13 protein-coding genes are annotated in these 26,858 nt (G+C 75.6%); all 13 read left to right on the top strand.

All coding sequences use genetic code 11. The features are described from left to right. Window positions 1–399 precede the first annotated feature (399 nt). The 13 genes from AB0O19_RS15130 (at window position 400) to AB0O19_RS15070 (ending at window position 26,796) form a co-directional block, all read left to right on the top strand. Entirely contained in the window at window positions 400–6,813 is a 6,414-nt protein-coding gene (locus AB0O19_RS15130; protein WP_363619767.1) for an amino acid adenylation domain-containing protein, read from the top strand. After that, on the top strand, window positions 6,810–9,788 hold the full coding sequence (locus AB0O19_RS15125) for a beta-ketoacyl synthase N-terminal-like domain-containing protein (protein WP_363619765.1): 2,979 nt from the start codon (window positions 6,810–6,812) through the stop codon (window positions 9,786–9,788). The genes AB0O19_RS15130 and AB0O19_RS15125 overlap by 4 nt, the downstream gene beginning before the upstream one ends. Further along, window positions 9,785–14,395: an amino acid adenylation domain-containing protein gene (locus AB0O19_RS15120; protein WP_363619763.1), complete on the top strand. Its 4,611-nt coding sequence runs from the start codon at window positions 9,785–9,787 to the stop codon at window positions 14,393–14,395. The genes AB0O19_RS15125 and AB0O19_RS15120 overlap by 4 nt, the downstream gene beginning before the upstream one ends. A gap of 79 nt (window positions 14,396–14,474) precedes the next feature. Then, entirely contained in the window at window positions 14,475–15,374 is a 900-nt protein-coding gene (locus tag AB0O19_RS15115) for a phytanoyl-CoA dioxygenase family protein (protein ID WP_363619761.1), read from the top strand. Window positions 15,375–15,376: 2 nt separating this feature from the next. After that, the gene (locus tag AB0O19_RS15110; RefSeq protein ID WP_363619759.1) at window positions 15,377–16,819 is read left to right on the top strand and encodes a cytochrome P450; all 1,443 of its coding nucleotides are present in this window, start codon (window positions 15,377–15,379) and stop codon (window positions 16,817–16,819) included. Further along, window positions 16,816–18,672 carry a non-ribosomal peptide synthetase gene (locus AB0O19_RS15105; protein WP_363619757.1) on the top strand — a complete coding sequence of 619 codons (1,857 nt, stop codon included), beginning with the start codon at window positions 16,816–16,818 and terminating at the stop codon, window positions 18,670–18,672. Before AB0O19_RS15110 ends, AB0O19_RS15105 begins: the two co-directional genes overlap by 4 nt. Further along, window positions 18,669–19,403, top strand: coding sequence for a DUF6875 domain-containing protein (locus tag AB0O19_RS15100; RefSeq protein ID WP_363619755.1), 735 nt, complete (start codon window positions 18,669–18,671; stop codon window positions 19,401–19,403). The genes AB0O19_RS15105 and AB0O19_RS15100 overlap by 4 nt, the downstream gene beginning before the upstream one ends. Beyond that, complete coding sequence (locus AB0O19_RS15095) at window positions 19,400–19,636, top strand: MbtH family protein (protein ID WP_363619753.1); 237 nt, start codon at window positions 19,400–19,402, stop codon at window positions 19,634–19,636. Before AB0O19_RS15100 ends, AB0O19_RS15095 begins: the two co-directional genes overlap by 4 nt. After that, on the top strand, window positions 19,633–20,910 hold the full coding sequence (locus tag AB0O19_RS15090) for an ATP-grasp domain-containing protein (protein ID WP_363619751.1): 1,278 nt from the start codon (window positions 19,633–19,635) through the stop codon (window positions 20,908–20,910). Before AB0O19_RS15095 ends, AB0O19_RS15090 begins: the two co-directional genes overlap by 4 nt. 121 nt (window positions 20,911–21,031) lie before the next feature. Then, the gene (locus AB0O19_RS15085; protein ID WP_363619749.1) at window positions 21,032–22,342 is read left to right on the top strand and encodes an MFS transporter; all 1,311 of its coding nucleotides are present in this window, start codon (window positions 21,032–21,034) and stop codon (window positions 22,340–22,342) included. Between the two features lie 132 nt (window positions 22,343–22,474). Continuing rightward, the gene (locus AB0O19_RS15080) at window positions 22,475–23,413 is read left to right on the top strand and encodes a LysR family transcriptional regulator (protein ID WP_363619747.1); all 939 of its coding nucleotides are present in this window, start codon (window positions 22,475–22,477) and stop codon (window positions 23,411–23,413) included. A 429-nt stretch (window positions 23,414–23,842) separates the two neighbouring features. Next, the gene (locus AB0O19_RS15075; protein ID WP_363619745.1) at window positions 23,843–23,977 is read left to right on the top strand and encodes a hypothetical protein; all 135 of its coding nucleotides are present in this window, start codon (window positions 23,843–23,845) and stop codon (window positions 23,975–23,977) included. Next, on the top strand, window positions 23,974–26,796 hold the full coding sequence (locus AB0O19_RS15070; protein WP_363619743.1) for a hypothetical protein: 2,823 nt from the start codon (window positions 23,974–23,976) through the stop codon (window positions 26,794–26,796). The genes AB0O19_RS15075 and AB0O19_RS15070 overlap by 4 nt, the downstream gene beginning before the upstream one ends. Window positions 26,797–26,858 lie beyond the last annotated feature (62 nt).

Genomic DNA, 26,858 nt, shown 5'->3' with positions numbered 1-26,858 from the left:
GAGCGCCGGCGGAAACACTGGATCCGGTGTCGGGAGAGGCGGGCGCAGCACTATGTCCAGAAAGTCGCCTTCCCCGCACCTTCGAGAATGAGACATTCCGTTTGCTCGTTCTTGAAAAATTCCCAGGGTACATACAGACTCGTTTCGTGAACGGACCCCGGCATGCCGGAGGTCCGACCCGGGGCACCGATCCCCGAGGGCGCCGACCGCACCTTCACGTACGCGCCCCCGGTTCCCCTATCGATTCGCCGTCGCCGGCATCCGCCCGCTCACGGGCGAACTCTTCGAGTTTGCAGAGCCCCATGCCCGGATGGCCGCACAGCTTCATTCTTCCTCTCGACACCCCGCGCTCGGACCACCGGCCGAGTGCCGCCAGCACGTACGGAAGGGGCAACCGAAGTGAACAGGAGCGACCTGGTTTCGGATTCGGGTCCGGCGTCGGATGCCGAATTCGCATTCCCGCTCTCGGCCCCGGAGTTCGGTATCTGGCTCACCTGTCGGGACCAGCCGGAGTCCTTCAACATCCACCGCGTCTGGGAACTGCGCGGGCAGCTCGACGAGCAGGCCCTGAAGGGCGCCGTCGAGGAGACCGTCGCCCGGCACCCCGTGTTCGCCCGCCGGCTCGTCGACGAGGACGGCGTGCCCTCCTGGGTTCCCGGCGCGCCGCAGCCGCGATGGACCGCGATGGACACGGCCACGACGGTCGACGCCACGCCCTGGGCGCCCGTCGGGCGCCACCGGTTCGACCTGAGACGAGACTGCCCCGTCCGCGTCGACCTGTTCCGGCACCGACCGGACCACCATGTGCTCTCCCTCCTGGTGCACCACATCGCGTGCGACGGGGCGTCGCTGGAGAACGTGCTGGCGGACATCGGTGCCGCGTACAACGCGCGCACCGGCGGCGGGCCCCCCTTCACACCGCCACCGCCCGCGGTATCCGACCCGCCCGCGCCGGCGGAGCCCTCCCGCTTCTGGCCCCTCGAACTGGCGGACGCCCAGTGGCCGGAGGCCCTGCCGCGCACCCCGGGCCCCCGGACGGCCGAAGCCGACGTCCTGGTGCTCCCGCTGCCCCCGGCCGAGGCCGACGCGGTGCGCGCGGCGGCCCGCCGCCTGCGCGTCACCCCGTACCTCATGGGACTCGCCGCCCTCTACGCGGCGTTCGCCACGCAGGGCGACGCCCCCGACGTCATGGTCGCCACACCGTTCGCCTCCCGGACACCGGCCACCGTGTCGCTGGTCGGCTGCTTCGCGCGGATGGTCCCGCTGCGCCAGCGGTGGCCCTCGGGAGCCTCCGGCACCGAGCTCTGCGACGGTGTGCGGCGGACCGTCGCCGAGGCGCTGTCCCACGCGCACGAGCCGATCCACGAGAGCGCGGACCTCTTCGACGCCGCGGCGCCCGGACTCACCGTCAGTTTCCAGCTGCGGGACCCCCTCCCGGGGCCGGCACTCGGCGGGCTCACCGTCCGTGCGATGGAAGCGGTGCGAGAGCCGGCGGCGGCACCCGTCGCAGACGCACCGGAGGCGCCCGGAGCGACTGAAGCGACTGAAACCCCCGGAGCCCCTGAAGCCCTCGAAGCTCCCGGAGCCGCTCCCCCGGCCGGGCACCCCGGCGGAACGAACGGCCTCACTCGTTTCGACCTCGAATTCGACCTCTGCTTACGGGCGGACGACGCCTCGGTGACGGTGACGCGCCGGGTGCGCGGCGGCACGACCCACGCGGCCGCCGCCGAACTGCTCGCCGTCTACCGCCGGGTCCTGCTCGCCCTCGCCCGCGACCCGGGGGCACCGCTGCCCCGCTCGACGAGCGCGGCGACGCCGTCCCTGATCGTCGCACCGGCCGATCCGTCGGAGCACGCACAGCCCCTCATGGACCGGTTCGACGCCTGGGTGCGCGCACAGCCCCGGCGGCCGGCGGTGCGGTGCGGCGACGACCTCCTCACCTTCGCCGGCCTGGACCGCGAGGTCGCCCGGCTCGCCGCCGCCCTGCGCCGCCACGGCGCGGGCCCGGGCACCGCGGTGGGCGTCCTGCGCGAGCGGGGCGTCGCCCTGGTCGCGTCCGTGCTGGCGGCGTGGCGGGTGCGGGCCCACGTCGTCGCCCTCGACCCCTCCCAGCCCGACTCCCGTCTCGCCTACGTCGTGGCGGACACCGGTACCCGTCTCGTGCTGTGCGACCCCGCGTCGCGCCACCGGCTCGACGCCTCGCTCACGATCGTCGACGAGGACGCGCACACCGAGGCCCCGGACGCCGAGAACGCGCACGCCGAAGGCGCCCGCCCCCACGATCTGGCGTACGTCCTGCACACCTCGGGCACCACCGGCCGCCCCAAGGGCGTCATGGTCGAGCACCGGGGTCTCGCCGTCCTCGTCGACGCGCAGCCGGCGGGAGCCGGGGCCGCCCGGGTCGGCGTCACCGCCGCCGTCTCCTTCGACGTCTTCTTCCAGCAGCTCCTCTACCTCTTCCGGGGCAGCTGCCTGGTGGTGGCCGACCAGGCCACGTACCGCGATCCGCAGGCGCTGGTGCAGTGGGTCGAGCGCAACGACGTGCGCCTGCTCAGCACCTCGCCGTCGATGTTCGCCGCCATGCGCCCCTTCGGCGTGGAGGAGATGTTCCAACGCACGGGCCTGGAGCTGGACTTCGGGGGCGAGGCGGTCGACGCCACGACCTGGCGCAGGCTGCGCGAGCTGGGTGTCAGGGGATCCAACGGCTACGGTCCGACCGAGGTCACGATCCAGACCACGTGGTGCGGTTTCGACGAGTACGGGACCCCCAGCATCGGCCGGCCCCTCGACGGCACCTCGGCCTACGTCCTGGGCCCCGACCTCCGCCCCGTGCCGGTCGGTTCCCGCGGCGAGCTGTACCTCGCTGGGCCGCTGGTCACCCGCGGCTACCTCAACGCCCCCGCGCTCACGGCCGAGCGCTACCTCCCGGACCCCTTCGCCCCGGCACCCGGCGCCCGGATGTACCGCACGGGGGACCGCGTCACCCTCGGTGCCGACGGACACCTGATCTACCACGGCCGGACCGACCACCAGCTGAAGGTGCGCGGCCAGCGGGTCGACCCGTACGAGGTGGAGGAGGTGCTGCGCGGCACGCCGGGCGTCCAGGACGCCCACGTGGCACGCCGGGGTCCGATCGGGACGGCGGGGCTCCTCGCCTGGGTCACCCCCCGCCGCCCCGGGCCGGTTCCGGTGCCGGGGGAGCTGCGCAGCCTCGCGGCCCGGCGGCTGGCGCCCGCCGCGGTGCCCGCGCACATCGAGGTCGTCGACGCGTTCCCGCTCACGCTCAGCGGAAAGGTCGACGAGCGTGCCCTGCCCGTGCCCGTGCCCGTGCAGCCGCCGGATGGCGGCGCGGACCCCGTCGTCCGGCTCTGGGCGCTGACGCTCGGCCGCCCGCCCGCCTCGAACGGGGACAACTTCTTCTCCTGCGGCGGGAGTTCACTGGACGCGGCCCGGCTCGTCGCCGAGGTCAACCAGGAGTGCGGGGTGCGCGTCGACCTCGCCTCGTTCTTCGGCGACCCGACACCGGAAGGGTTGCGGCACCTGATCGCGCGGGCCGCGCCCGCCGGCGGCGAGGAGGGCCCGTCCACGGCTGCGCCCGCCGGTCTGTCGGCCGCCCAGCGGCGGCTGTGGCTGCTGCACCGGGCGGAGCCGGACAGCCATGAGTTCACCGTGTACTGGGCGCTGCGGCTGAGCGGTCCGCTGGATCCCGGGCGCCTGGAGGCGGCCTGGCACGACGTGCTCACCGCCCACCCCGAGACTCGGCTGCGGGTCATCGACGACGACGTGGCCCCCGGGCGCGGGCAGTGGCCCCTGACGGCGTTCACCGTGAGCGTGCGGGACGTGCCCGGGCACGCCCTGGCGGAGCACCTGCGGCGCGTGGCCCACCGGCCCTTCGACCTGTTCGAGGAGCCCTTGGTCGAGCTGCGGGTGCTCAGGACCGGCCCCGGGGACCACGTGCTGGTCTTCGTCGGCCACCACCTCGTGCTCGACCGCCGCTCCACGGAGCTGATCACCGAGCAGCTGCTGAGCCGGCTGGCCGGCGGCCCGGCGCTCCCGCCCGCCCCGGCGGGCGCCGTCCCCGGACCGTCGCCCGCCGAGGCCGAACGGCTGCGCCGCTTCTGGGCCGAGGAGCTCGCCGGCGTCTCCGCCCACTCGCCGGTCGCCCTCGGCGGGCCCCGGCCGGGCCCGCACCGGCGCACCGCGGCGACGGTCGGCGTCCCGCTGGATGCGGCGCAGTGGCAGCGCGTGGCCGAGGCGGCGCGTACGCATCGCACCACTGTCCTCGTCCTCGTCCTGTCGGCGTTCGCGGTGACGGCCGACCGGTACGGCGCGGCGGGCGACGTCCTGGTCGGTACCACCATGGACGTCCGACCGCCCGGCTTCAACGAGGCCGTCGGCCTCTTCGTCAACCCCGTCCCGGTACGGCTGCGCCCCCGCCCCGGCGGCACCGCCGGCGAGGCGGTCGCCCAGGCGCACGCGGCCCTCCTGCGGGCGCACGCACACCGCGCGCACCCCTTCGACGAACTCGTCCGGGAGCTCGGTCTGCGGGCCGGTCCGGGGCAGGCCCCCCTGTTCCAGGTGCTGGTCGACCATGAGCAGCCGGCCCCGGCGACGGCCGCGCCGCCCGGCGTCCGCGCCCGCCCGGTGGAGATCCCGGCGGCCATCGCGAAGTACGACGTCGAGATCCTGCTCCGGGAGACCCCTGACGGCGCCCGGCTGGACGTGCTCCACCGCACCGACCGGTGGACCACGGACCAGGCCTGGCAGCTGGCCGAGCGGATCCGCGGGGCGCTGCTCGCGCTGGCGGCCGAGCCCTCCGCACCGGCCGCGCTCCCCGTGGCGCTGGACCCGGGTCGCCTCCCCCTGGAGTGGGGGCGGGGCCCGGAGCCGTTCGCGCCGGTGGTCCCGGTGAGCGAGCTCATCGCCCGGATCGCCCGGGAGGCACCGGAGCGGACCGCCGTGGTCGCCGGGGGCGAGCAGCTCACGTACGGGCGGCTGCGGGCCGACGCCCTGGACCTCGCCGCCCGGCTGACGGCCCGGGGCGCGGGCCGGGGCGCCCGGGTGGCGGTGCTGACCGAGCGGTCCGCGGGCCAGATGACCGCGCTGCTCGGTGTGCACTTCGCCGGTGCCGCGTACGTCCCGCTCGATCCCCGGCACCCCGACTCCCGCATGACGGCGTGCCTGGCCGACTGCGGGGCCTGCGCCGTCGTCGCCGACGCGGCCATGGCCGGGCGGGCGGCGTCCTTCGGGCTGCCGCTGGTCCCGCTGGTCCCCGTGGTCCCCCTGCGCCCGATGGCCGGGCCGGGGGCCGACCGGAGTGCCGCGCCGACGGCCGGGCCGGCGGCCGACCGGAGTGCCGCGCCCGCCGTCCCCCTCCCGCCCGGACCGCACGATCCCGCGTACGTCATCTACACCTCCGGGACGACCGGGCGGCCCAAGGGCGTGGTGATCGAGCACGGCACGCTGGCCGCCTCCACGGCCGCCCGCCGCACCGTCTATCCGGGGCGGCCGGTCTTCCTGCTGCTCTCGCCCGCGGCGTTCGACTCGGCCGCGGCCGGGATCTGGGGAACGCTGTCGGCCGGTGGCCACCTGGTCGTCGCGAGCGACGACGAGGTCCGCGACCCCGAGGCCCTGGTCGCCCTGATCGCCCGGCACCAGGTCACCCGGCTGCTGTGCGTGCCCTCGCTCCACGCCCTGCTGCTCACCGCCGCCGACCGGGCCGGCCCCGACGCGGTGCGGAGCCTGCGCGAGGTCGTCACGGCCGGGGAGCCGCTCCCGGACGAGCTGCTGCGGCGCCACTTCGCCGTCCTGCCCGGGGTGGCGCTGGTCAACGAGTACGGGCCCACCGAGGCCACCGTCTGGGCGAGCTACCGCCGTTACCACGGGCCGGAGGCCGTCGACATCGGCGGCCCGGTGCCGGGGTACCGCCTCTACGTCCTGGACCACGCCCTGCGGCCCGTCCCCCCGGGGGTCGACGGCGAACTGTACGTCGGCGGCGCGGGGGTGGGCCGGGGGTACGTCGGCCGGCCCGCCGAGACGGCCGGCGCCTTCCTGCCCGACCCGTTCAGCGGCGAGCCGGGGGCCCGGATGTACCGCACGGGCGACCGGGTGCGGTGGCAGGGGCCGGAGGCGCTCGCCTTCGTCGGCCGGCTGGACCACCAGATCAAGGTCCGTGGCCACCGGGTGCAGCCCGCCGAGGTGGAGGCGGCGCTGCGCGGCGCCGAGGGCGTCCGGGAGGCGGCCGTGGTCGCCGACCGCGGCGCGCGCCTCGTCGGCTTCGTCACCGGCGGCGGGCGGCCGGAGGCCATCCGGCGCGAAGTCGCCGAGCTGCTGCCGGAGTTCATGGTCCCCGCCGTGGTCCACGCGCTGGAGCGGCTGCCCCTCACCCCCAACGGCAAGGTCGACCGGCGGGCCCTGGAGCAGGAGGCGGCCCGGCGCCGGGCCTCGGCGCTCGCCCGGCCCGCCGGGGACGTGTCGCCCGGGCACGCGGCGGTCACCGCGGCGTGGCGGGAGGTCCTGGGCGTCGTCGAGGTTCCCGGCGACGTCAACTTCTTCGACCTCGGGGGGCATTCGCTGCTGGTGCCGGCGCTCCAGGAGGCCTTGCACCGGCACACCGGCGTCCGGCTGCCGATCCTCGACCTCTTCCGCCACAGCACCGTCGCCGACCTCGCGGCCCGGCTGGCCCGCGCGAAAACGGACCCGCCGCCCGCCCCCGGGACGGAACCACCGCCCTCAGCCGGGTCGTCCCGTCGCCGACGCGGCGACGCGGCCCGTACGCTCCGCGACCGCCGTGCCCAGGAGGCCGACCGATGAACCGCGACCGTTCCCTCGACATCGCCGTCACCGGCATGACGGGGCGCTTCCCCGGAGCGGCCGATGTGGCACAGCTGTGGCAGGCCCTGCGCGACGGGCGGGTGCTGACCCGGCGCCTGAGCCGGGAGGAGCTGTCGGCCCGCGGCGTCCCCGCGTCCCTCGCCGACGATCCGGCCTACGTCCCCGTCCACGGGTCGCTCGACGATCCCGACCGCTTCGACCACGCGTTCTTCGGCGTCAGCCCCCGCGAGGCCGGGCTGACGGACCCGCAGCACCGCCTGCTGCTGGAGTGCGCCTGGGCCGCCCTGGAGGACGCCGGCCACAGCGTCACGGCCGGCGACGGTCTGCGGACGGCGGTGTACGCGGCCGCCAGCGGCAGCGGTCACCTGCGGGCGCTCCTGGCCTCCGGCTCGCTGGCGCCCCCGGAGTTCGAGGAGGCGCTCCTCGTCAACGAACGCGATTTCCTCGCGACGCGCATCGCCTACAAACTGGGGCTGACCGGGCCCGCGCTCACCGTCCTCACGGCCTGCTCCTCCTCGCTCGTCGCGGCCCACCTGGCCGTCCAGGCGCTGAACAACGGGGAGTGCGACCAGGCCCTGGTGCTCGCCGCGTCGGCCAACGCCCCCCAGGCGGGGCACCTGCCCATGGCCGGCGGAGTGATGTCGCTCAGCGGGCACTGCCGCCCCTTCGACGCCTCGGCGGACGGCACCCTCGGCGGCTCGGGGGCGCTGGGCGTCGTGCTGCGCCGCTACGAGGACGTGGCGGACGGCCCGCTCCCCCTGCACGGAGTGCTGCTGGGCTCCGCCGTCAACAACGACGGCACCGCCAAGGCGGGCTTCCTCGCGCCGTCGGCGGCGGGCCAGGAGCAGGCGATCCGCGCCGCGCTCGCCGCCGCCGACGTCGACGCCGCGTCCGTCGGCTACCTGGAGAGCCACGGCACCGGCACCCGCGTCGGCGACCCCATCGAGTGGTCCGCCGCCTCCTCGGTGTACCGATCGCTGGGTGCCGCTCCCGGCAGCATCCCGGTCGGCGCGCTCAAGGCGACCATCGGCCACCTCGACGCCGCCGCCGGGCTCGCCGGGCTGGTGAAGGCGCTGCTGGTGCTCCGGCACGGGTACGTGCCCGCGATTCCCGGGCTGAGCCGGGCCAATCCGCTGCTGGAGCGGGAGGACTCGCCGCTGTCCCTGCCCACCGAGGCCGGGCCGTGGCGGGGACCGCAGCCGCGCCGGGCCGCGGTGAGCTCGTTCGGCGTGGGCGGGACCAACGTGCACATGGTGGTGGAGCAGCCTCCGGAGCCGGCCGCCGCGCCGCCCGCCCCGCCGCCCGGGCGGGAACGGCTGGTGGTGCTCTCCGCGAAGGACCCGCGGGCCCTCACCCGCATGCGGGAGCGGCTCGCCGCGCACCTGGAGGACGCCGAAGCCGCCCCCTCGCTGGAGGACGTCGGCCGGACCCTCACCCGGCGGGCGGAACTCCCCTACCGCTCCTCGGCGGTGGGCGCGAGCGTGGCCGAGGTCGTGGCGGCGCTGCGGGCCCCGGCCGAGGCGACACCGGAGCCCGCGGCGCACCCCGCCCCGGCGCTACTGCTCTTCCCGGGGCAGGGGACTCAGTTCCCCGGCATGGCGGCGCCCTTCGCCGCCGCCCTGCCCCCGTTCGCCGACGCGCTGGACGCCTGCCTGGCCGCCTTCTCCCCCGGGCTCGCCCGCGAGGTGGACGAGGCGCTGCACGACGCCGCCTTCCCCGCCGAACGCCTCGCCCGGACGGCGCTCGCCCAGCCCGCGCTCTTCGCCGTCGAGTACGCCGCCGGGACGGCGCTGCTCGCCCTGGGCCTGGTCCCCTGCGCGCTGCTCGGGCACAGCCTGGGGGAGATCACGGCGGCGACCCTGGCCGGCGCGCTCGCCCTCGACGCCGCGGCCCGTCTCGTGGCACGCCGGGCCCTGCTGATGCAGGACTGCGCCCCGGGCGCGATGGTCTCGCTGGCCTGCGGCGAGGCCGAGGCCCGGGCCCTGCTGGCCGAGACCGGCGCCGAGCTGAGCGTCGCGGCGGTCAACGCCGCCACGAGCACCGTGCTCGCCGGGTCCCCCGGGGCGGTGGCGGCCTTCCGGGAGCGGATCGGCGGCCGGTACGCGGCCAAGGTGCTGCGGTCGTCCCGTGCCTTCCACTCCCCGCTGATCGAACCGGCGGCCGACGCGCTGCGGGGCACACCGGCGGCCGATGAGGTGCGCCCCGCCGCCCTGGCGTGGATCGAGAACACGGAGGGGCAACTGCTGCCCGAGGGCTCGCTCACCGACCCCGGCCACTTCGCCCGGGCCGCCCGCCGGCCGGTGCGCTTCGCGGACGCGCTGGCGACGGCCCGGGCGAAGTTCCCCGACGCCGTCGCGGTCGAGGTCGGGCCCGGCCGGGTGCTGAGCGGCTTCGCGGAAGCCGCCGGGCTGCCCGCGATCCCGCTGCTGGGCTCCTCGCCGCCGGCCCCCGCCGCGCCGTCGCACGCCCCGGCCGCTGCCACCGCCCGCCCGGTGCTGGCGGCGATCGGCCGGCTGTGGTGCTCCGGCCCCCCCCTGGACCTCTCCCCGCTCCAGGCCCCGGGGCGCTCCGTCCCCCTGCCGACCTATCCGTTCCACGGCCCGCGCCACCCGGTGCCGGCCGCCCCGGCGCCCGGAGCACCGCCAGGACCACCGCCCGGGCCACCCGTCACCGACGCGGCCGAGCCCGTCGCGGACACCCCCGTCGCGATCCTCCGCGCCCTGTGGGCCGAACAGCTGGGGGTGACCGACGTGCCCGACACGGCCGACTTCTTCCAGCTGGGCGGTGACTCGCTCACCGTGGCCCGGCTGGCGCGCGGGATGAGCCGCCGGTTCGGCGTCGACGTCCCCGTCGGCGAGCTGCTGCGGGCCCGGTCCATCGGGCTCCAGTACGCGCTGGTCGAGCAGTTGATCGCCCAGCAGATCCTCGACGAGGCCGGGGAGGAGCTCGGATGACCGCCTCACCCCTCGACCGGCTCACCCCCGGGCAGCGCGCCGAACTGGCCGCCCGGCTCCAGGGGCGCAGCCCCGCGGCCGCGTCTCCGGCGGCTGCCGCACCGTCATCGGCGGATTCGGAGCCGGCGCTCGCGCCCCGCCCGGAGGCCGCGGCCGGCAGCCACCCCCTCTCCGTCACCCAGTACCGGATGTGGCTCGCCGAGCAGGCGTCCCCCGCCGCGTCGGCGGCCTACACCGTGCCCCTGGCCCTCCAGCTCGCGGGCCCGCTCGACATCGACCGGCTCCGCGCGTGCCTGGACGCCCTCGCCGGGCGCCATCTGGCCCTGCGCACCCGTTTCGGCCAGGAGAACGGGGTGCCCCGGCAGCGCTTCGACCTGCCCGCCCGCATCCCGCTGGAGGTGCGGCCGGTGCCCCCGGGAGCGCCGGAGCGGGACCGGGCCCTCGACGCCGAGGCGGCGCGCCCGTTCCGCCTGGACCGGCCCCCGTACGTCCGTGCCGTCCTGCTGGCCCAGGGGCCGCAGCAGCACACCCTCCTCCTGACCTTCCACCACGCCGTCTGCGACGGATGGTCGTTGGGGGTGCTGATCGACGACCTGCTGGACGCGTACGCCGCCGGGGGCGGCCCCGGTTCCGCCCGTCCCGCGCCGGCCGCCCAGCACCTCGACTACGTCCACTGGGAGCAGTCGCCGGACGGGCGGGCCGCGCTGGCCGCCCACGCCGCTCACTGGGCCCGCTCCAGCGGCAGCGCCGACGACGGGGCCGAACTCCCCTTCGCCGTCGACCCGACCGCCACGCAGCAGGCCGCCACGGAGCAGGCCACCGCGGAACAGGCCGCCACACGGCAGACCGCCTCGCAGCAGGCCGCCCGGATGCCGCACGCCGAGCTGGCGCTGCCCCCGGACCTCACCCGGCAGGTCCACGCGTTCGCCCGGCGGTACGCCTGCACGGCGCACGCGGTGTGGCTCGCCGCGTTCGCGGCCACCTGGAGCGCGGTCACCGGCGCCCGGACGGCCTCCGTGAGCGTTCCCACCGCCAACCGGGCGGCGGAGCGCTACGACCTCACCGTGGGTGCCTTCGTCTCCGCGATGCCCCTCGCCCTGCCCCTGCCCCCCGCGCTGGGCTTCGCCGCGCTGGCCCGGCGGACCGGCGAGCAGCTCCTGACCGGTTCCCGACACCCGACCCTCCCCCTGACCTCCGACGACACCGCCGTGCCCGTACCCGCCGCCGCCTTCGTCCTGACCCACGAGGACAACCGGCCGCGCCCGGCCGGCCCCCTCACGGTCACCCCCCTGCCGGTGCGCGTCCAGGGCGACCAGGGCGCGCTGACCGTGCAGCTCACGGAACACGCCGACACCGCCGCCGTCCGGCTGACCGGCTCCCCGCAGCACTACACCGACGCGGCCCTCGCCCGGCTCGGGCGGGCCTACGGACGCTGCCTCGCCTCCGTGCTCGCCGCCCCCGACGCGCCGCTGGCCGCGCTCGACGCACGCGACCCGGCCGAGCGCGAGACCATCGCGGCCGCCTCCACGGCGCCGCCCGCGGCCGGGGCCCGCCTGCCCTACGACGCCTTCGCGGACTGGGCGCGGCGCACCCCCGAGGCCTTCGCCGTCTGGGACACCGCCGGCGGTCACCTCACCTACCGGGCGCTGCACGAGCGTACCGAGCGCGCGGCGGCCCACCTCGCCCTGGCCGGGGTCGGCCCCGGCTCGGCGGTGGCCCTGGACGTACCGGCGGGCGCCGACTACCCGGCGCTGGTCCTGGCGGTCTGGCGGCTCGGCGGCTGGATCATCGCGCTGCGCCCCGACGACCCCGTGGAACGCCGCCGCGCCCTGCTGCGCAGCGCCCGGGCGGACTTCCTCGTCCGCACGGCCGACGCCCCCGCACACGATGCCGACGGGGAGCATGCCGACGAAGACCGTGCCGACGGCGGCGCGCCGGGGAGGGCACTCCGGACGATCCGGCTCCCCCGAGGGGGCGCGCGCGAGCTCCCGGCCACCGGGGCGGCGGTGCCGCCCGTGGCCCGCACGGGCCCGCAGGACCTTGCCTACGCGGTGTTCACCTCCGGCACGACCGGTACGCCCAAGTGCGTCCCGGTGCCGCTGGGGGCGCTGGCCAACGAGCTCGCCTGGCGCCGCGAGGCGATCGGCCTCGCCGCCCCCGACCGGGTGCTCCAGACCATTCCCCTGGTCTTCGACCCGTCGCTGTGGCAGTGCTTCGGACCGCTGGTCGCCGGGGCCGGCGTGGTCTTCCCCGGCGTCGACCTCGGGGCGCATCCGGCCGCCCTGGTGGAGGCCGCCCTGGAGCACTCCGCGACCGTGGTCGACGTCGTCCCGTCCCTGCTCGCGGCCCTGGACGACGAGGACCTGCGCCGGCTGCCGGCCCGGGTCGTCTTCTGCGGCGGGGAGGCGCTGCCCTCGGCGCAGGCCGACCGCTACCTGCGCGTCGGCCGCGGTGAACTGCGCAACCAGTACGGGCCGTCCGAGACCTGCATCGACGCCACGTCGTACCGGTGCGCGGCGGGGGCCGAGGGCGGCACCGCGCCCGTGGGCCACCCCATCTCCGGCGTGCGCCTGCACGTCCTCGACGGCGCGCTGCGTCCGGTGCCCATCGGGGTCACCGGCGAGCTGTACATCGGCGGCACCGGGGTGGCGCGCGGCTACCGGGGCCGTCCGGCCGAGACGGCGGCCCGGTTCCTGCCCGACCCGGCCGGTCCCCCGGGCTCGCGGATGTACCGCACCGGGGACCGGGTGCGGTGGAACGCCGACGGGAGCGTGCAGTTCGTCGGCCGCAGCGACAACCAGGTCAAGGTGCGCGGCCACCGGGTGGAGCTGGAGGAGGTCGACCGGCACGTCGTGGACGCGCCGGGGGTGCGGGAGGCGGCCACCGTCGTCGTCGGGGAACGCGTCAGCCGCCTGGTGGGCTTCGTCACCGGCGAGCCCGCCCCGGACCCGGCGGCGGTGCGCGCCCATCTGGCCCGTACCCTCCCGCCGTACATGGTGCCCGGCGAGATCCGGGTGCTCCCTCGGCTGCCGGTGACCGCCAACGGCAAGGCGGACCGCCGCGCGCTGCTGGCGATGGTGCGCTCCGCGCGCACGGCGGCGGGCCCCGCCGCCGCCCACGACCGGGTGGCCGCCGCCGTGGTGGAGGCGTTCGCGGCGGCGCTCGACCGGCCGTCGGCCACCCTGGACGACCATCTCTACGACCTCGGCGGGGCGTCGCTGGGGGCGGCCCGGATCGCCTCCGCGCTGAGCCGCCGCCTCGGGGCGGAGGTCCCCGTGCGCACCGTCCTGACGCATCCGCTGGCCGCCGAACTCGCCACCGAGGTCAGGACGTTGCTCGCAGCAGCAGCAGCACCGCCGCCTCCCGCCGACGCCGGAGCCGACGCTTCCCAGACACCCGAACAGCTCCTGGTGGCCCAGCAGGAGCGGGCCCTCGGACACCCCGCTCCCCCGATTCCGCTGCTGCTCGGGCTCGACGCCCCCGTGGATCCGCGGGACGTGGAGCGGGCGGTCCGCGCACTGGTCGCCCGGCACGAGGCCCTGCGGCCGGCGGCCCCGCAGGCCGTGCCCGGGACGACGGAGGCGACACCGGGGGCCGCCGGAACGGGACAGCACGACGCGTGGCAGCCCTGCCCCGTGGCCCCGCTGCCGGACCAGCCCGCCCAGGTCCACTGGGACACCGCACTGATCGAGCGGCCACTGCCCGCAGGATCACCGGGGCTGGAGGTCGTCCTGCTGACCGGAGAGGACGGCACCGTCCGGCACCTGCTGCTGAGGCTGGCCCGCCACCGGGGCGACGGCGCCTCCGTGGGCATCCTCGCCGACGAGCTCCTCGCCCTGCTCGCCGGACGCGACCTGCCCCGGCCGGCCCCGCGCTACAGCGACTACGCCCGCGCCAGGGCCTCCCGCCGCACGGCCCGGCGCGCCGAACTGGAGCGGTACTGGCGCACCAGCCTGGGCCCGGTCCCCCCGGACCCGTTCGCCGAGCGCCGCACCGGCCCGAGGACCTTCCGCAACCACGGGGTGCGGAAGGTCCTCCCCGCCGACGCGTACGCGCGCCTCCAGCGGGCGGGCCGGACGGCGGGCACGACCACCACGGCCGCCTTCCTCGACCTGCTCGGCCGGATCGTCTCCCGGATGTCGGGCGGCACGTCCACGGTGATCGGCATGCCGGTCTCCCACCGCTCGGCGGCCACCGAGGAAACGCTCGTCGGCCGCGCCGTCGACCTGCTGCCGGTGGTGCTCGGCGCCACCGGGGCCGGCCACGCCCACCGGGCGCTGCTGTCGGCCCTGGACCACGCCGACCTGCCGCTGCTGCACATCGCCGAGCTCGCCGATCCGGTCGACCCCGCGCTCCGGCCGCCGGTCTGCGCGGCCGGGCTGGTCGTCCACGGGCAGGAGGAGAACCCGGCCGTGGTGCCGGACGACCCGCCCCACGACACCGTGCCCGAGCACTGGGCGGACCTCGACCTCGTCCTCCACGTGCAACCGGCCCGCTCGGGAGGGTGTTCGGTGCTCCTGACCGGAGCCGTCGGCCTCTTCCCGCAGGCCGAGCTGCGCGGGCACCTCGCCCGGGCCCTGGCGGAGCTCGAACCCGACCAGGGCTGAGGCCCGGCCCCGCCGCAGCCCTACGCACCCCAGCCCTACCCGCCCCAACCGCCCGCTCTCCGACACAAGGGGAAAAGTCATGGACGAAGAGCAGAAGTACCTGTTCGACCTGCGCGGCTACCTGGTCCTGGAGGACATCCTCTCCGCGCAGGAACTCGCCTCCGTCAACGCCGCCCTCGACGGCCACGGCCTGTGGGACGGCGAGAACAAGCTCGACTACCCGCTGCTCAAGCGGTACAACCCGTTCATCGCCAACGCCGGCCCCCTCCACACCACCCCGCGCCCGGTGCGCGACCTGATCAGCCACGAGAAGGTGCTGCCGCACCTGGAGGAGGTGCTCGGCCCCGACCTGCGCTACGACGAGGGGCAGGTGCTCTACGCCCGCAAGGGCGCCGGAGCGCTGATCCTGCACAACGGGAACACCCCGTGGGAGTACCCCCCGCTGACCTACCAGGTCCGCGACGGCCGGATCTACGGCGGACACCTGATCGTCGCGTTCTGCCTCACCGACGCCCTCGCCGACCAGGGCGGCTTCGCGGTGGTCCCCGGCAGCCACAAGTCGGCCTTCGAGATCCCGGAGGACTTCCAGACCTGGCAGAAGGTCGGCGACTGGGTCTCCCGCGTCCCGGTCAGGGCCGGCTCGGTGGTCCTCTTCGCGGACACCGCCACCCACGGCAGCTGGCCCTGGGCCGCCGACTTCGAACGCCGGGTCGTCTTCTGCCGCTACACCGCGGGCATGGTGCAGCACACCGCTCCCGCGCCCGTGCCCGAGGACCTCCCGGGCGAGGAGTGGACCCCGGTCGAACGCCGGCTGCTCCGCCCGCCGTTCGCCTGGCACTTCCACGACCGGGGCAGGGGCTACACGGAGCAGCAGCGCACCTCGGTGCGCACCGCCGAGGGCTGGACGATGAACGACCACTCCCAGCAGATCATCACGCTCGCGGAGGACGCGGAGAAGTCCGCCGAGGGGCGGGGCTAGCCATGGCGAGCATCACCGTGAGTTCGGTCGGCTACGAGGAGTTCGACCAGGAGCTCGGCAGCGACCCCCTGGGGCTGATGACGCGGCTGCGCGACGAGGGGACGGTCAGCTCCGTCCCGCTGGACGACGGCACGCGGCTGATCGTCGCGGCGGAGCCCGCCGTCGCCGCCGCGGCCCTCGCCCACGGCACCCGCAACCACCGCGGGCTGCTGCGCGAACTGGTGGGCAGCGGACTGTTCGTGGTCGCCTCCGGGGAGCAGTGGCGCCATCGCCGCGCCCTGCTGCGCCCGATGTTCTCGGCCCGGGCCGTGGCGGAGTTGCACACCCTGGTGCTGGAGAGCGCGGAGGACTTCGTGCGCCGTCGGCTGCTGCCCGCGGCGGGCCGCGAGTTCGACCTCGGACACACCCTCCAGCAGCTGAGCATCGAGATCATCCTCCGGCTCGTGGACCCGGAGCTGACCGGCGCCGAACTGGCCTCCCTGGCCTCGACGGTGGACACGGCCGTCCACTACCTGGACCGGCGGCTGTTCGCCCCGCAGACCGTCACCGACGCGGACGGCGAGGCGTTCGCGCGGGACAGGGCGGTGCTGGAGGAGTTCATCGCGCACCGGGCGGCCCAGGTACCCGCGGCGGCCACGGCCGACGGGGTCCTGCCGTCGCTCGTCGCCGCCCTGCACCAGCGGGGGGACACGCTCGGAGACCGTCCCGAGGACGTGCTGCGCGAGGAACTGATGTCGATCTTCGTGGCCGGCGTGGAGACCATGGGCACCCTGCTCACCTGGACCTTCCACAACCTGGCCGGCTCGCCCCCGGCCCTCGCCCGCACCCTCGACGAGGTCCGCTCCACCGACCTCGGCGCCCTGCGCGCCGCGCCGTCGATCCCCCAGGGGACCTTGCCGTACACCCTGGCGGTGGTCGAGGAATCCCTGCGGCTGCACCCGCCCGCGTGGGCGCTCTTCCGCCGCATCGACACCCCCGTCGAAGCGGCCGGCGTACGGCTGGAGCCCGGCGACCTCGTCCTGGCCAGCACCTACGCCATCCACCGCGCCCCGGCCCTGTGGGAGGCACCCGAGGAGTTCCGCCCGGATCGCTTCCTGGGCCGGCGCCCGCCCGTCCAGCAGTACTTCCCCTTCGGGGCGGGCCCCCACCAGTGCCTGGGGCGGCAGTTCTCGCTGCTGGAGGCCCAGCTCGCCACGGCGACGATCCTCGCGCACGGCCGGTTCACCCTGCTGGGCGACCGGGCCGCGACCGGGCTCCGACCGGCCATCGCCCTGACGCCGGACCCCAGCCCGCGCGCCGTGTTCACCCCGCACCCCGGCACCGACACCGACACCGACACCACCAACGACACCGACACCGACACCGACACCGACACCGACACCGGCACCGGCACCGCAACCATCGGCCTCAGCAACACCCGCAAGCACCCCTCGGGGGCACGATGACGACCGCGCCGCACGCCCGGATCGAGCAGTGCTTCACCGCCGTCGCCGAGGCGTTCCCCGAGCGCGTGGCGTTGGCCGACCGGTACGGCGAGATCCGCTACGGGGAGCTCCTGACGCGGGCGCGCACCGCGGCGGCGTCGCTGCGGGCGAAGGGCGTCGACTCCGGTACCGCCGTGCTGATCGTCGGGCACGGCGACCGCCGGACCGTCCTCGCCATGCTGGCCGTCCTGATGGCGGGCGGCTGCTACGTGCCGGTGGACCCCCGGTACCCGGCGGACCGCGTCCGGCTCATGGCCGGCACGGCCCGGGCGGCCCTGGCCCTGCACGCCGACGACGGCGGTGACAGCGCCGACAGCGCGACCGTGGCGGACCTGGGCATCCCCGTGCACGGCATCGCCTCCCTCCTCGCGGAGCGGACCACCACGGCGGTGCCGTCCTCACCGGCCGGCCCCGACGCCCTGGCCTACGTCATGTTCACCTCCGGCACCACGGGAGCCCCCAAGGCCGTGGGCGTCACCCACCGGGGGGTCACCGGGCTGGCGCTCGGGGCGGAGTCCCTGCGGCTGGGCCCCGGCGACGGCGTGCTCCTGCACTCCACCCTCGCCTTCGACGCGTCCACGTTCGAGATCTGGTCGCCGCTGCTGGCCGGGGCCCGGATCACGGCTGCGGACCGCCACCCCCTCGCACTCCACGAACTGGCCGCCCTGCTGGCCCGGCCGCAGATCACCACGGCCTGGCTGACGGCCCCGCTCTTCCGCCTCATGGCCACCCACCACGGTCCGGCGCTGGGCACCCTGCGCACCCTCGTCACCGGCGGTGACACCGTCCCGGCCGGCACCGCGCGCTCCTTCACCGCCGCCCACCCCGCCACCCGGCTGGTCAACGGCTACGGCCCGACCGAGAACACCACCTTCAGCACCCTGGGGGACGCCTCCGCGTGGGACCGCGAGCACTCCGCCGCGTTCCCGATCGGCACCGCCGTCGCGGGAACGACGTGCCACGTCCTCGACGAACGGCTGCGGCCCGTCGCCCCGGGCGCGGTGGGCGAGCTCTACCTCGGCGGCCCCCGGCTCGCCCGCGGCTACCTGCACGACCCCGCCGCGACCGCCGCGCGGTTCGTGCCCGACCCCTTCTCCGCGCGGCCCGGTGCCCGCATGTACCGCACCGGTGACCGCGTACGGCACCTCCCCGACGGCGCCCTGGACTTCCTCGGGCGCGCCGACGACGAGGTGAAGGTCCGGGGCTTCCGCACCGATCCGGCGGAGGCGGCGGCGGTCCTCGCCGCCGACCCCGCCGTCGACGACGCCGTGGTCATCGCCGGTACCGGTCCCGACGGCGCCGTCCTGACCGCCTTCCTCACGCCGGCGTCCGTCGACACCGACGCGGTGCGCCGGGGCGCGTGGCAGCGGGCGCCGCGCCATCTGGTGGCCGAGCGGATCATCGCGGTCGACGCCCTTCCGCTGGGGCCCACCGGAAAGGTGGACCGCGCCGCCCTCGCCCGTCTCGCGGACGCCCGGACGCACGACGCGGACGACGCGGACGACGCGAATCCCCGGACGCACGACGCGGACGCCCGGACGCACGACACCGCCGCCCCGGGCCACCCCGCACTCGCCGCGGCCTGGGAGTCCCAGACGGGGCACCACCCGCTGCCCGACTCCGACTTCTTCGCCGACGGCGGCACCTCCCTGGGGCTGATGCGCCTGGTCGAACAGGTGCGCACCCAGCTCGGACCGACCCTCGACTTCGCCCAGCTCTACGCCGCTCCCACGTACGCCGATCTGTGCCGGCTGACCGCCCCGAGCGCCACCCCGGCACCCCCCGGCGACCGAGCCCAGGAGACCGTCGCATGACGCAGGTGATGCAGGATCAGGACAATGATCTGGCCAGAATGGACGGCCTGTGGATCCGGGTGATCGAACCCCAGTCACCCGCCCGGCACGCCCGGGACTTCGCCCAGGTCCACACCTGGCTGCGCCAGTACATCAGCCGGCCCCACGACGAGCTCGGCCGCACCGGGCCGGTCTGCCCCTTCATCCCGCCCGCCCTCAGCGGCAAGGACGCCCAGTTCAGCTTCCGCTACGACGTCACCGGGAAGGACGAGCGGCAGCTGCGCGAGGCCCTGGAGGCGGAGATGTCCACGTTCGCCCTCGGTACCGAACGCAGCCGTACGCACACCGGAGCCTCCCTCGACTGCCGCATCGTGGTGCTGCCGGCCACCGGGCCGGAGGGCTGGCGGGTCCTCGACGAGGCGTACGAAGACCTGAAGAACAACGCGGTCGCCCACGGGCTGATGGTCGGTCAGTTCCACCCGCACTGCGACGAACGGGCCGTGCGCAACCCGCTCTTCCCCGTCTCCGTGGCCCCCGTCGGCCTGTTCGCGATCCGCCGGATGGCGCCCCACGATGTGCTCTTCTTGTACAAGCACCGCGCCTGGTTCAGGATTTACGATCAGAACTTCCGCGCCCACTACGAACGGGGCCGCGTACGCGACCCGCTCCTGCGCGAGTTGTACGTGACCGCTGTGGAACGTCACGGCCTGCCCGAGCTCGCCCCGAAGGCAAAGGAGAACGACGCGCCGTGACCGAGGACCAGTACCGCATCGTCGTCAACCACGAGGAGCAGTACTCGATCTGGCCCACCTACCACGACGTCCCCCAGGGGTGGCGGACGGTGGGCGAGCCGGCGTCCCGCGAGGACTGCCTGCGCAGGATCGAGGAGGAGTGGGACGACATGACCCCGAAGTCCGCCCGGCGCGAGGCGGCCCCCGCCGCACCGGCCCCCGCGGGCCCGGCCGGCTCCCCGGAGTCCCCGTGACCGACACGCTTCCCACGGTCGCCGTCGTCTACGGCAGGGGGTCGGCGGGGCCGGCCGAGATCCTCGGCGCCGCCCGCGGCCTGTGCGACGTGGTCTTCGTCTGCGACCCGGCCGTACCGGGCGTGGCGCCGCTGCTCGCGGGGATGCGCCGGCGGGCACGGGTCTGCGAGATCAGCGGACACGACACCCCCGCCGCCGAACTGCTGCGCGAGCACGGCCCCGCGGGCATCGTCACCTTCAGCGAGTACTGCCTCGCCGGCACCGCGCGGCTGGCCCAGGCCCTCGGCCTGCCCTACCACCGGCCGGACACCGTCCGGCTGCTCACCGACAAGGCCGACCAGCGCGCGGCGTTCGCGGCGGCGGGGGTCGACCACACCCCGAGCGTCGTGGTGCGCTCCGCCGCCGAGGTCGACACCGCCGTGGCCCGCCTGGGCTACCCCGTGGTGCTCAAACCCCGTACCGGGGCGGGCAGCCAGGACACCGTACGGCTGGCGGACCCCGAGCAGCAGCGGCGCGCCCTGGCCGACGTCGGCCTCGCCCCCGGGCCCGGTGACGGGCCGGCGGGCCCGGGCGGCGGCCCGCGCGACTTCGTCGTGGAGAAGTACCTGCCCGGGGACCCCGCGGTGGCCGGACCGGACTGGGGGGACTACGTCTCCGTCGAGGCCGTCGTGCAGCACGCGGAGGTCACGACCCTCTGCGTCACCGGCAAGTTCGCCCTGGCGGACCCGCTGCGGGAGACCGGACTGTTCCTGCCCGCCACCCTCACGCCCGCCGTGGAGAAGGACGTCGCCGAGCTCGCCGCGGCCGCGGTCCGGGCCCTCGGCGTGACGACCGGGGTGACCCACACGGAGGTGAAGCTCACCCCGGACGGCCCCCGCGTCATCGAGGTCAACGGACGCGTCGGCGGGCGCGCCGTGGGCCTGCTGGACCGGGCGCTGGGCATCGATCTGCTCGCCCTCGCCTTCGAGCTGGCCCTGGAGCGCGGCGTCGAGCCCGTCACGGCCCCCCGGCCGGCGGCGGTGACCTTCGAGTACTTCATCGTGCCACCGCGCACGGTCGGCACCGTCCGGGCGATCGACGGCGCCGACGCCGTACGGGCCCTCCCCGGCGTCGGCGAGGTCGACGTGGCGACGGCCCCGGGGCAGCCCGTCGACTGGCGCCACCCCGCACAGCGCCTGGCGTTCGTCCGGGGCGCCGTCGCCACCCATGACGAGCTGCTCCGGCTCGTCACGTCCGTCCATGACAGATTCCACCTGGAGTTCGCACCCCAGTGAAGAGAACGTTCCCCACCACAGACCGGCCGCGCGCGCCCCGCCGAGAGCGTCGAAGAGCAGGTGCCCCGCAGTGTCCCCCAGTCCTTCATCGTGGAAAAGTGCAACAGCAGAGAGGTAGTCGATGCTCGACAAGGTGCGACAGCCGCTGAAACACCGGCCCTTCCGGCGGGTGTGGCTGGGCGAGACCGTCTCCCTGGTGGGGGACTACAGCTTCGAGGTCGCCTTCATCTGGCTGATCCTGAACGAGACGGGATCGACGACCACGCTGGCCACGATCCTGCTCGTCCAGGCCGTCCCCCGGGGCGTGCTGATGCTGGTGGGCGGCGCGGTGACCGACCGGCTCTCCCCGCGCGCCGTCATGTTCTGCTCCCACACGCTCAGGGGGCTCGCCGTCGCCACGCTGGGGCTGGTCGCCCTGACGGACCACGTGAGCACGTGGCACCTCTACGCCCTCGGCGCGCTCACCGGCGTCGCCGAAGCGTTCTTCTGGCCGGCCGCCGGCAGCATCATCCCCTCCCTCCTGCCGCCCGAGCACCTCGCCCGGGGCAACGCACTCGTCGGCTTCGGGGAGCAGGGGGCCCGGCTGCTGGGGCCGATCCTGGGCGGCGCCCTCGTGGCTGCGGTGGGGACGTCGACCACCATCCTGCTCAATGCCTTCACCTTCTTCTTCGCCGCCCTGACGGTCTTCGGCGCACCCCGCAGACAACCGTCCGACCAGGCGGGCGACCAGGCCTCCGACCAGGCGGGCGAGGCCGACGAGGGTGCCAAGTCGTTCACGGCGATCCGGCGGGAGATCGTCGAGGGGCTCCGCTACGCCGGACGCAGCAGGGAGATCCGTACCGTCCTCCTGCTGATCGGCGCGGCGGCCCTCAGCTACAGCGGCCTCTTCAGCGTGGGGCTGCCCGCGCTGGCCAAGACCTTCCCCCAGGGCTCGCTCGCACTGGGCGTCCTGCTGTCCGCCTGGGGACTGGGGCAGCTGATCGGCACCATCGGCGCGGTCTTCACCGGGCTGCCGCGCCGCTGGGGACTGCTCATCATCGGGATGACGCTCTGCGAGGGGACCGCCTTCGTGCTGCTGGGCTTCCTTCCCAGCGTGTGGAGCGCGGCGGTGGTGCTCACCCTGCTGGGGATCGGCGTCGCGTACTCCAGCGACGTCGCGCTGCCGACGTTCATCCAGACCAGGACCCCGACGGACGTGCTGGGCCGGGTCAGCAGCGTGATGGAACTGCCCCGGGCCACGCTGGAACCGCTCTCCATCGCGGCCATGGGCCTGCTGGTCGGCTGGGACATACAGTGGGCGTTCGTGCTCGCCGCGATTCCCATGCTGGCCGTCGGCCTCCACCTGGCCCTCGACCGCGAGGCCCGCGCGCTGAGCACCACGGTCTCGGAGGAGCATCCGGCGGCGAAGGATCCGGATCCCCTCGTCTTATAGGCCCTGTCCGCCGGTGGTGGCCGGCGGCCGGCGTCTCGTCGACCACCTCATAGCCTGGGACCCGTCCATCTGGGACGCGACGGGGCGCCGCCTTGTGCACCCGAGGACGACGTGGGGAGGGGACGGGAGTCGATGAGTCTTCGTCAGTTCGAGTACGCCCTGGCCGTTGCCGAGGAGGGTTCGGTGACGGCCGCGGCGGAGCTGCTGCACGTCGCCCAGCCGTCGGTGTCCCAGCAGATCCGCGCCCTGGAGCGGGAGCTCGGTGTGGAGCTGTTCGCCCGCACGCCGACCGGGCTGGTGCCCACCGTGGTCGGCCGCGCGTTCCTGCGGGAGGCGGAGGCCGCGGTGAGCGCGGCGCGGCGGGCGAGGGCGACGGCGCGGGCCGGCGCCGACGAGCTGGTGGGCGAGCTGACGGTCGCGGTGCAGATGGGCTTCGGCACCCGGCAACTGCCGGGTGCCTTGGGCGCGCTGCGCCGCCGCTTCCCCCGGCTGGAGGTCACCGTCTTCGAGGAGCCGAGCTCCGCCGAGATGGAGCGGCTGGGCCGCCGGGGCACGCTGGACCTCGCCCTGATGGCGGTGTGCGAGCGGAGCCCCGCCGACGCCCACCACCTCGGCGACGAGGAGTTCGTCGTGGTGCTGGGCGCCGGGCACCGGCTGCTCGCCACGGACCGGGTCGAGCTGCGCGACCTGGACGGGGAGCCGTGGGTGCGGTTCGACCGCGACAGCGCGCTCGACGGCGTGCTGCTGGACGTGCTGCTCGAGAACGGGCTGACCCCGGCCACCGTCGCCCGGGTGTCCCAGACGGCGACGGCCGTACGCTGGGCCGCCCACGGGCTGGGGGTGACACTCGTCCCGGCCTCCGCGGTGCCCCACGGCCACGAGCACCTCGCGCGCCCGGTGTCCCCGCCCGTCTCCCATCCCGTCATCGCCGTCGTCCGCCACGCTGCGGGCCCGGCGGAAACGGCCCTGCTCGAACTCCTGCGCCAGGAGACCTGGTCCGAGCCTTTCTTCGCTCCACCGCCTGGGCTCATTCCCGCGATCGGCACACTGGGAATCCACCCAGGCCGGTGATCTCGCATGGCCGCGCTTTCCGGTCGCAACCCCGGATTCCTCGGACAACGCGACAGAATATCGCTGTCGAACCTCCTCCGGAACGGGTGCGGCCACAGCCACCATCGAGCCGGTGGTCGCCCGGGCCAACGGACGCAGCGGCTCACGGGTTCACGATCCCGAGCAGAAGATTCGGGAAAGTAATTTCCGCTGGTCAAAGGAGTGCAGCAAATACCAGAATTGTGAAGTGTGCATGGCATTTGCCCTTGCTTACTTGATTCGCCCAGATCCCTTCCGTTCCCGGAACGAATCTGACAGCATCGTCCGCTATCCGGCGACCGAATGTCGGTGATCACTGCGCCGGTGCGCCCGCGGGTGTCCGTCCACGGCCGATATGTGCCTGGATCGGATCAATGGGGTGGGCCGGGATACTCCCGGGGGGAGAACCTGATGCTCGGCTTCGTCGTGCGCCGACCGCGCGGGCGACCGCCGCTGGCGGCTGCCGCCCCGCTGCTGTCGGCCTTCCCCATCGGACGCCGCCGTCGGGACGTGGCCACCCGGCTGCGCCACGTGGAGGAGCGGTGACCCCCCGGACCGGCACCACCGTACCCACCACCGCGCCCACCACCGGGACCGCCCACCGCCCCGCGCGCTGGGTCCACACCAGGCTGCGGGCGAACCCGCTGGCCGCGCTGCTCATGGCGGCCCTGGCGTTCGTCGCCGTCTTCCTGGCGGCGGCCTTCCCCCGCATCGCGGACCGGGGCGCGGACACGGCGCTCCAGGACTTCGTCGGTCACAAGGGCCTCAACCAGACCAGCCTGCAGACCACGTCCAAGACGCGGGACGACGACAAGGCCGCCGAACTCGACCGGGTGCAGCGGCAGCTCACCGAGCTGGTCGGTCGACAGCTGACGCTGACCCAGTCGGGCCAGGCCTACGGCGCCCGCGCCCTGGGCGACCGCGGCATGGGCAATCCGGAGTACGACCGGTTCGCGGAAAGGAGGACCGACCCGGTCCTCGGCCTGCTCTACCTGCACGACCTGGCCGCCCGGGCCACCCTCACCGACGGCACCTGGCCGACCCCCGGCGCCGTCGGCGGTCCGCTGCCGATCGTGATCAGCGAGAAGGCCGCCGAGAGCATCCACATCAAGCTCGGTGACGTCATCGACAACGGCACCGAGGGCTCGGGCGCCAAGCGGACCACCGTGGTGGTCGGCCTCTACCAGGTCAACGACCCCCAGGACCCGTTCTGGGAGGAGCTCGGCTGCCCGGCCCGCGCCTGTCTGAGGACCGACCCCGAGCACGAGCACTGGATGACCAGCGGATTCGTCGACGGCGACAGCCTGCCCGCGATGGCCCGCTGGGGTTCGAACGCCGAGAACTTCTGGCAGCTGCCCGTCGACGCCGCCTCGCTGCACGCCGACCAGCTCGACCGCACCCGCGGCATCCTCAGCTCCTTCCTGACCGGGCGCGACGCCACCGCCCTGGCAGACGCGACCCGGCGTCCCGACCTGCACACCTCCTCGGGCCTTCCCGAGATCCTCGGCCGGGCGGACGACCGCTACCAGGCCTCGCTGCCGCTCAGCACGATCGGCCCGGCCGCCGTCGCGGGCGTCGCCACCGTGGTGCTGTTCCTGGCCGCCGCCCTCACCACCGACCGGCGCACCGCCGAGATCAGGCTGCTCCAGGCCCGCGGCGGCTCCCGCGCCGGGGTGCTGCGACGGCTGATCGCCGAGGGTGCGGTCACCGTCCTGCCGGCCGCCGTGCTCGGAACGGCCCTCGCCCTGGTGCTGCTGCCCACCCCCCGCTGGGACCGCTCGGTGCTGGCGGCCCTGGCCGCGGCCCTGATCACGCTGCTGGCCTTCCCGGCCCGCGCGGCCCTGCTGTGGGCACGCCGGCGGCCCGCCGGCGGCCGCCGCCGACTGGTCGGCGAACTCGCCGTCCTCGCGGTCACCGCCGCGGCTGTGGCGGAGGTCCGGCACCGGGGCGTCGGCACCGGCTCCGGGCCGGATCCACTGCTGGTGGCCGCCCCGCTCCTGCTCGCCGTCACCGGCGGCCTGCTGCTGGCCCGGATCGAGCCGGTGGTGGTCGGCCGGCTGGCCGCCCTCGTCGGCCGGGGCCGCGGCCTGATCGGCTTCCTCGGCCTGGCCCGCGCCGCCCGCGACGACTCGGGCCGCCACCGGCCCTCCGCACTGCCGCTGCTCGCCCTGGTCATCGCCGTCACCACGACCGGCTTCGGCGCCACCGTGCTCGACACCGTCGATCACGCCCGGACCCGCGCCGCGCGCATCGCCACGGGCGGGGACATCGGCGTCTCCCTCCCGGGCTACGCCACCCTGTCCGAGTCGTTCACCAAGGCCGCCGACGCCCTGCCGGGCGTGCGGGCCTCGACCGCGGCCTGGGTCGAGCCCAACGCCCGCATCGTCGGCGCCGACCAGCGCTACACCGAGGCCTACCTGATCATGGTGGTCGATCCGGCGGCGTACGCCGAGATCGCCCGGACCCTCGGGGCCGGCGAGTTCGATCCGGCGAAGCTGGCCGGGGCGGCCGGCGGCCGGGACACCCCGGTGCCCGCGCTGGTCAGCCGCGACCTGGCCGAACACCTGGCCGCAGGGTCGTCCCAGGTGCGCACGCCCAACGGCAACGACCTGCGCCTCGCCGTCGCCGGGACCGTCGGCGCCACCCCCGCCCTGCCGGACCCGGGCAAGCCGTTCGCCGTCGTTCCCGCCGGCCCCGCCTGGGAGCGGCTGCCGGACGCCAAGCGGGTGAACCAGTGGTTCGCCGTCGGCGAGATCGACCCCGAAGGGGTCAGGACGGCACTGCGGGACAACGGCGGGGTCCGGCCGACCGGCCTGGCCAAGATGATCGCGGACGACGCCGCGGCCGTCGGCAAGGCCGTCCGCGGTCTGCCCGCGGGATACACGGTGCACAGCAGCCGGGAGACCGTCGCCGAGCTCGGCGACGACCCGCTGCAGCACGCCGCCGGGCGGCTGTTCCGGTACTCGGGTGCCGCCAGCGCCGGATTCGCCCTGCTCGCGGTGCTGCTGACGCTGTTCCGGGCCGCGCCCGACCGCACGGCCGTGCTCGCCCGGCTGCGCACCATGGGCCTGCGGCCCCGCCAGGGGCTGGCGCTGATCGTCGCCGAGGCGCTGCCGCAGACCCTGGCGGCCGCCGTCGGCGGCGGGCTGGTCGCGGTGGCGGCGGTCGCCCTGCTGGGCGGCGCGTTCGACATCTCGACCCTGGTCGGTGCCAGGGTCGGGGAGGTCGTCACCCCCGCGCTGATGCCGGTGCTGCTGCCCACCGCGGGCCTGGCCCTGCTGGTCGGCCTCGGGGTGGTGCTGGAGACGCTGGTCGCCGGCCGGCGCCAGATCGCCACCGAACTGCGGGCGGGGGAACAGTCGTGACACCGCGACGGCGGCTCTCCGCGATCACCGGATGACCGGATGACCGGCCCTCGACCCCGTGG

This window comes from Kitasatospora sp. NPDC091276, from assembly GCF_040684355.1.
GTDB lineage: Bacteria > Actinomycetota > Actinomycetes > Streptomycetales > Streptomycetaceae > Kitasatospora.
This window is presented reverse-complemented; position numbering and strand designations above follow the sequence as displayed.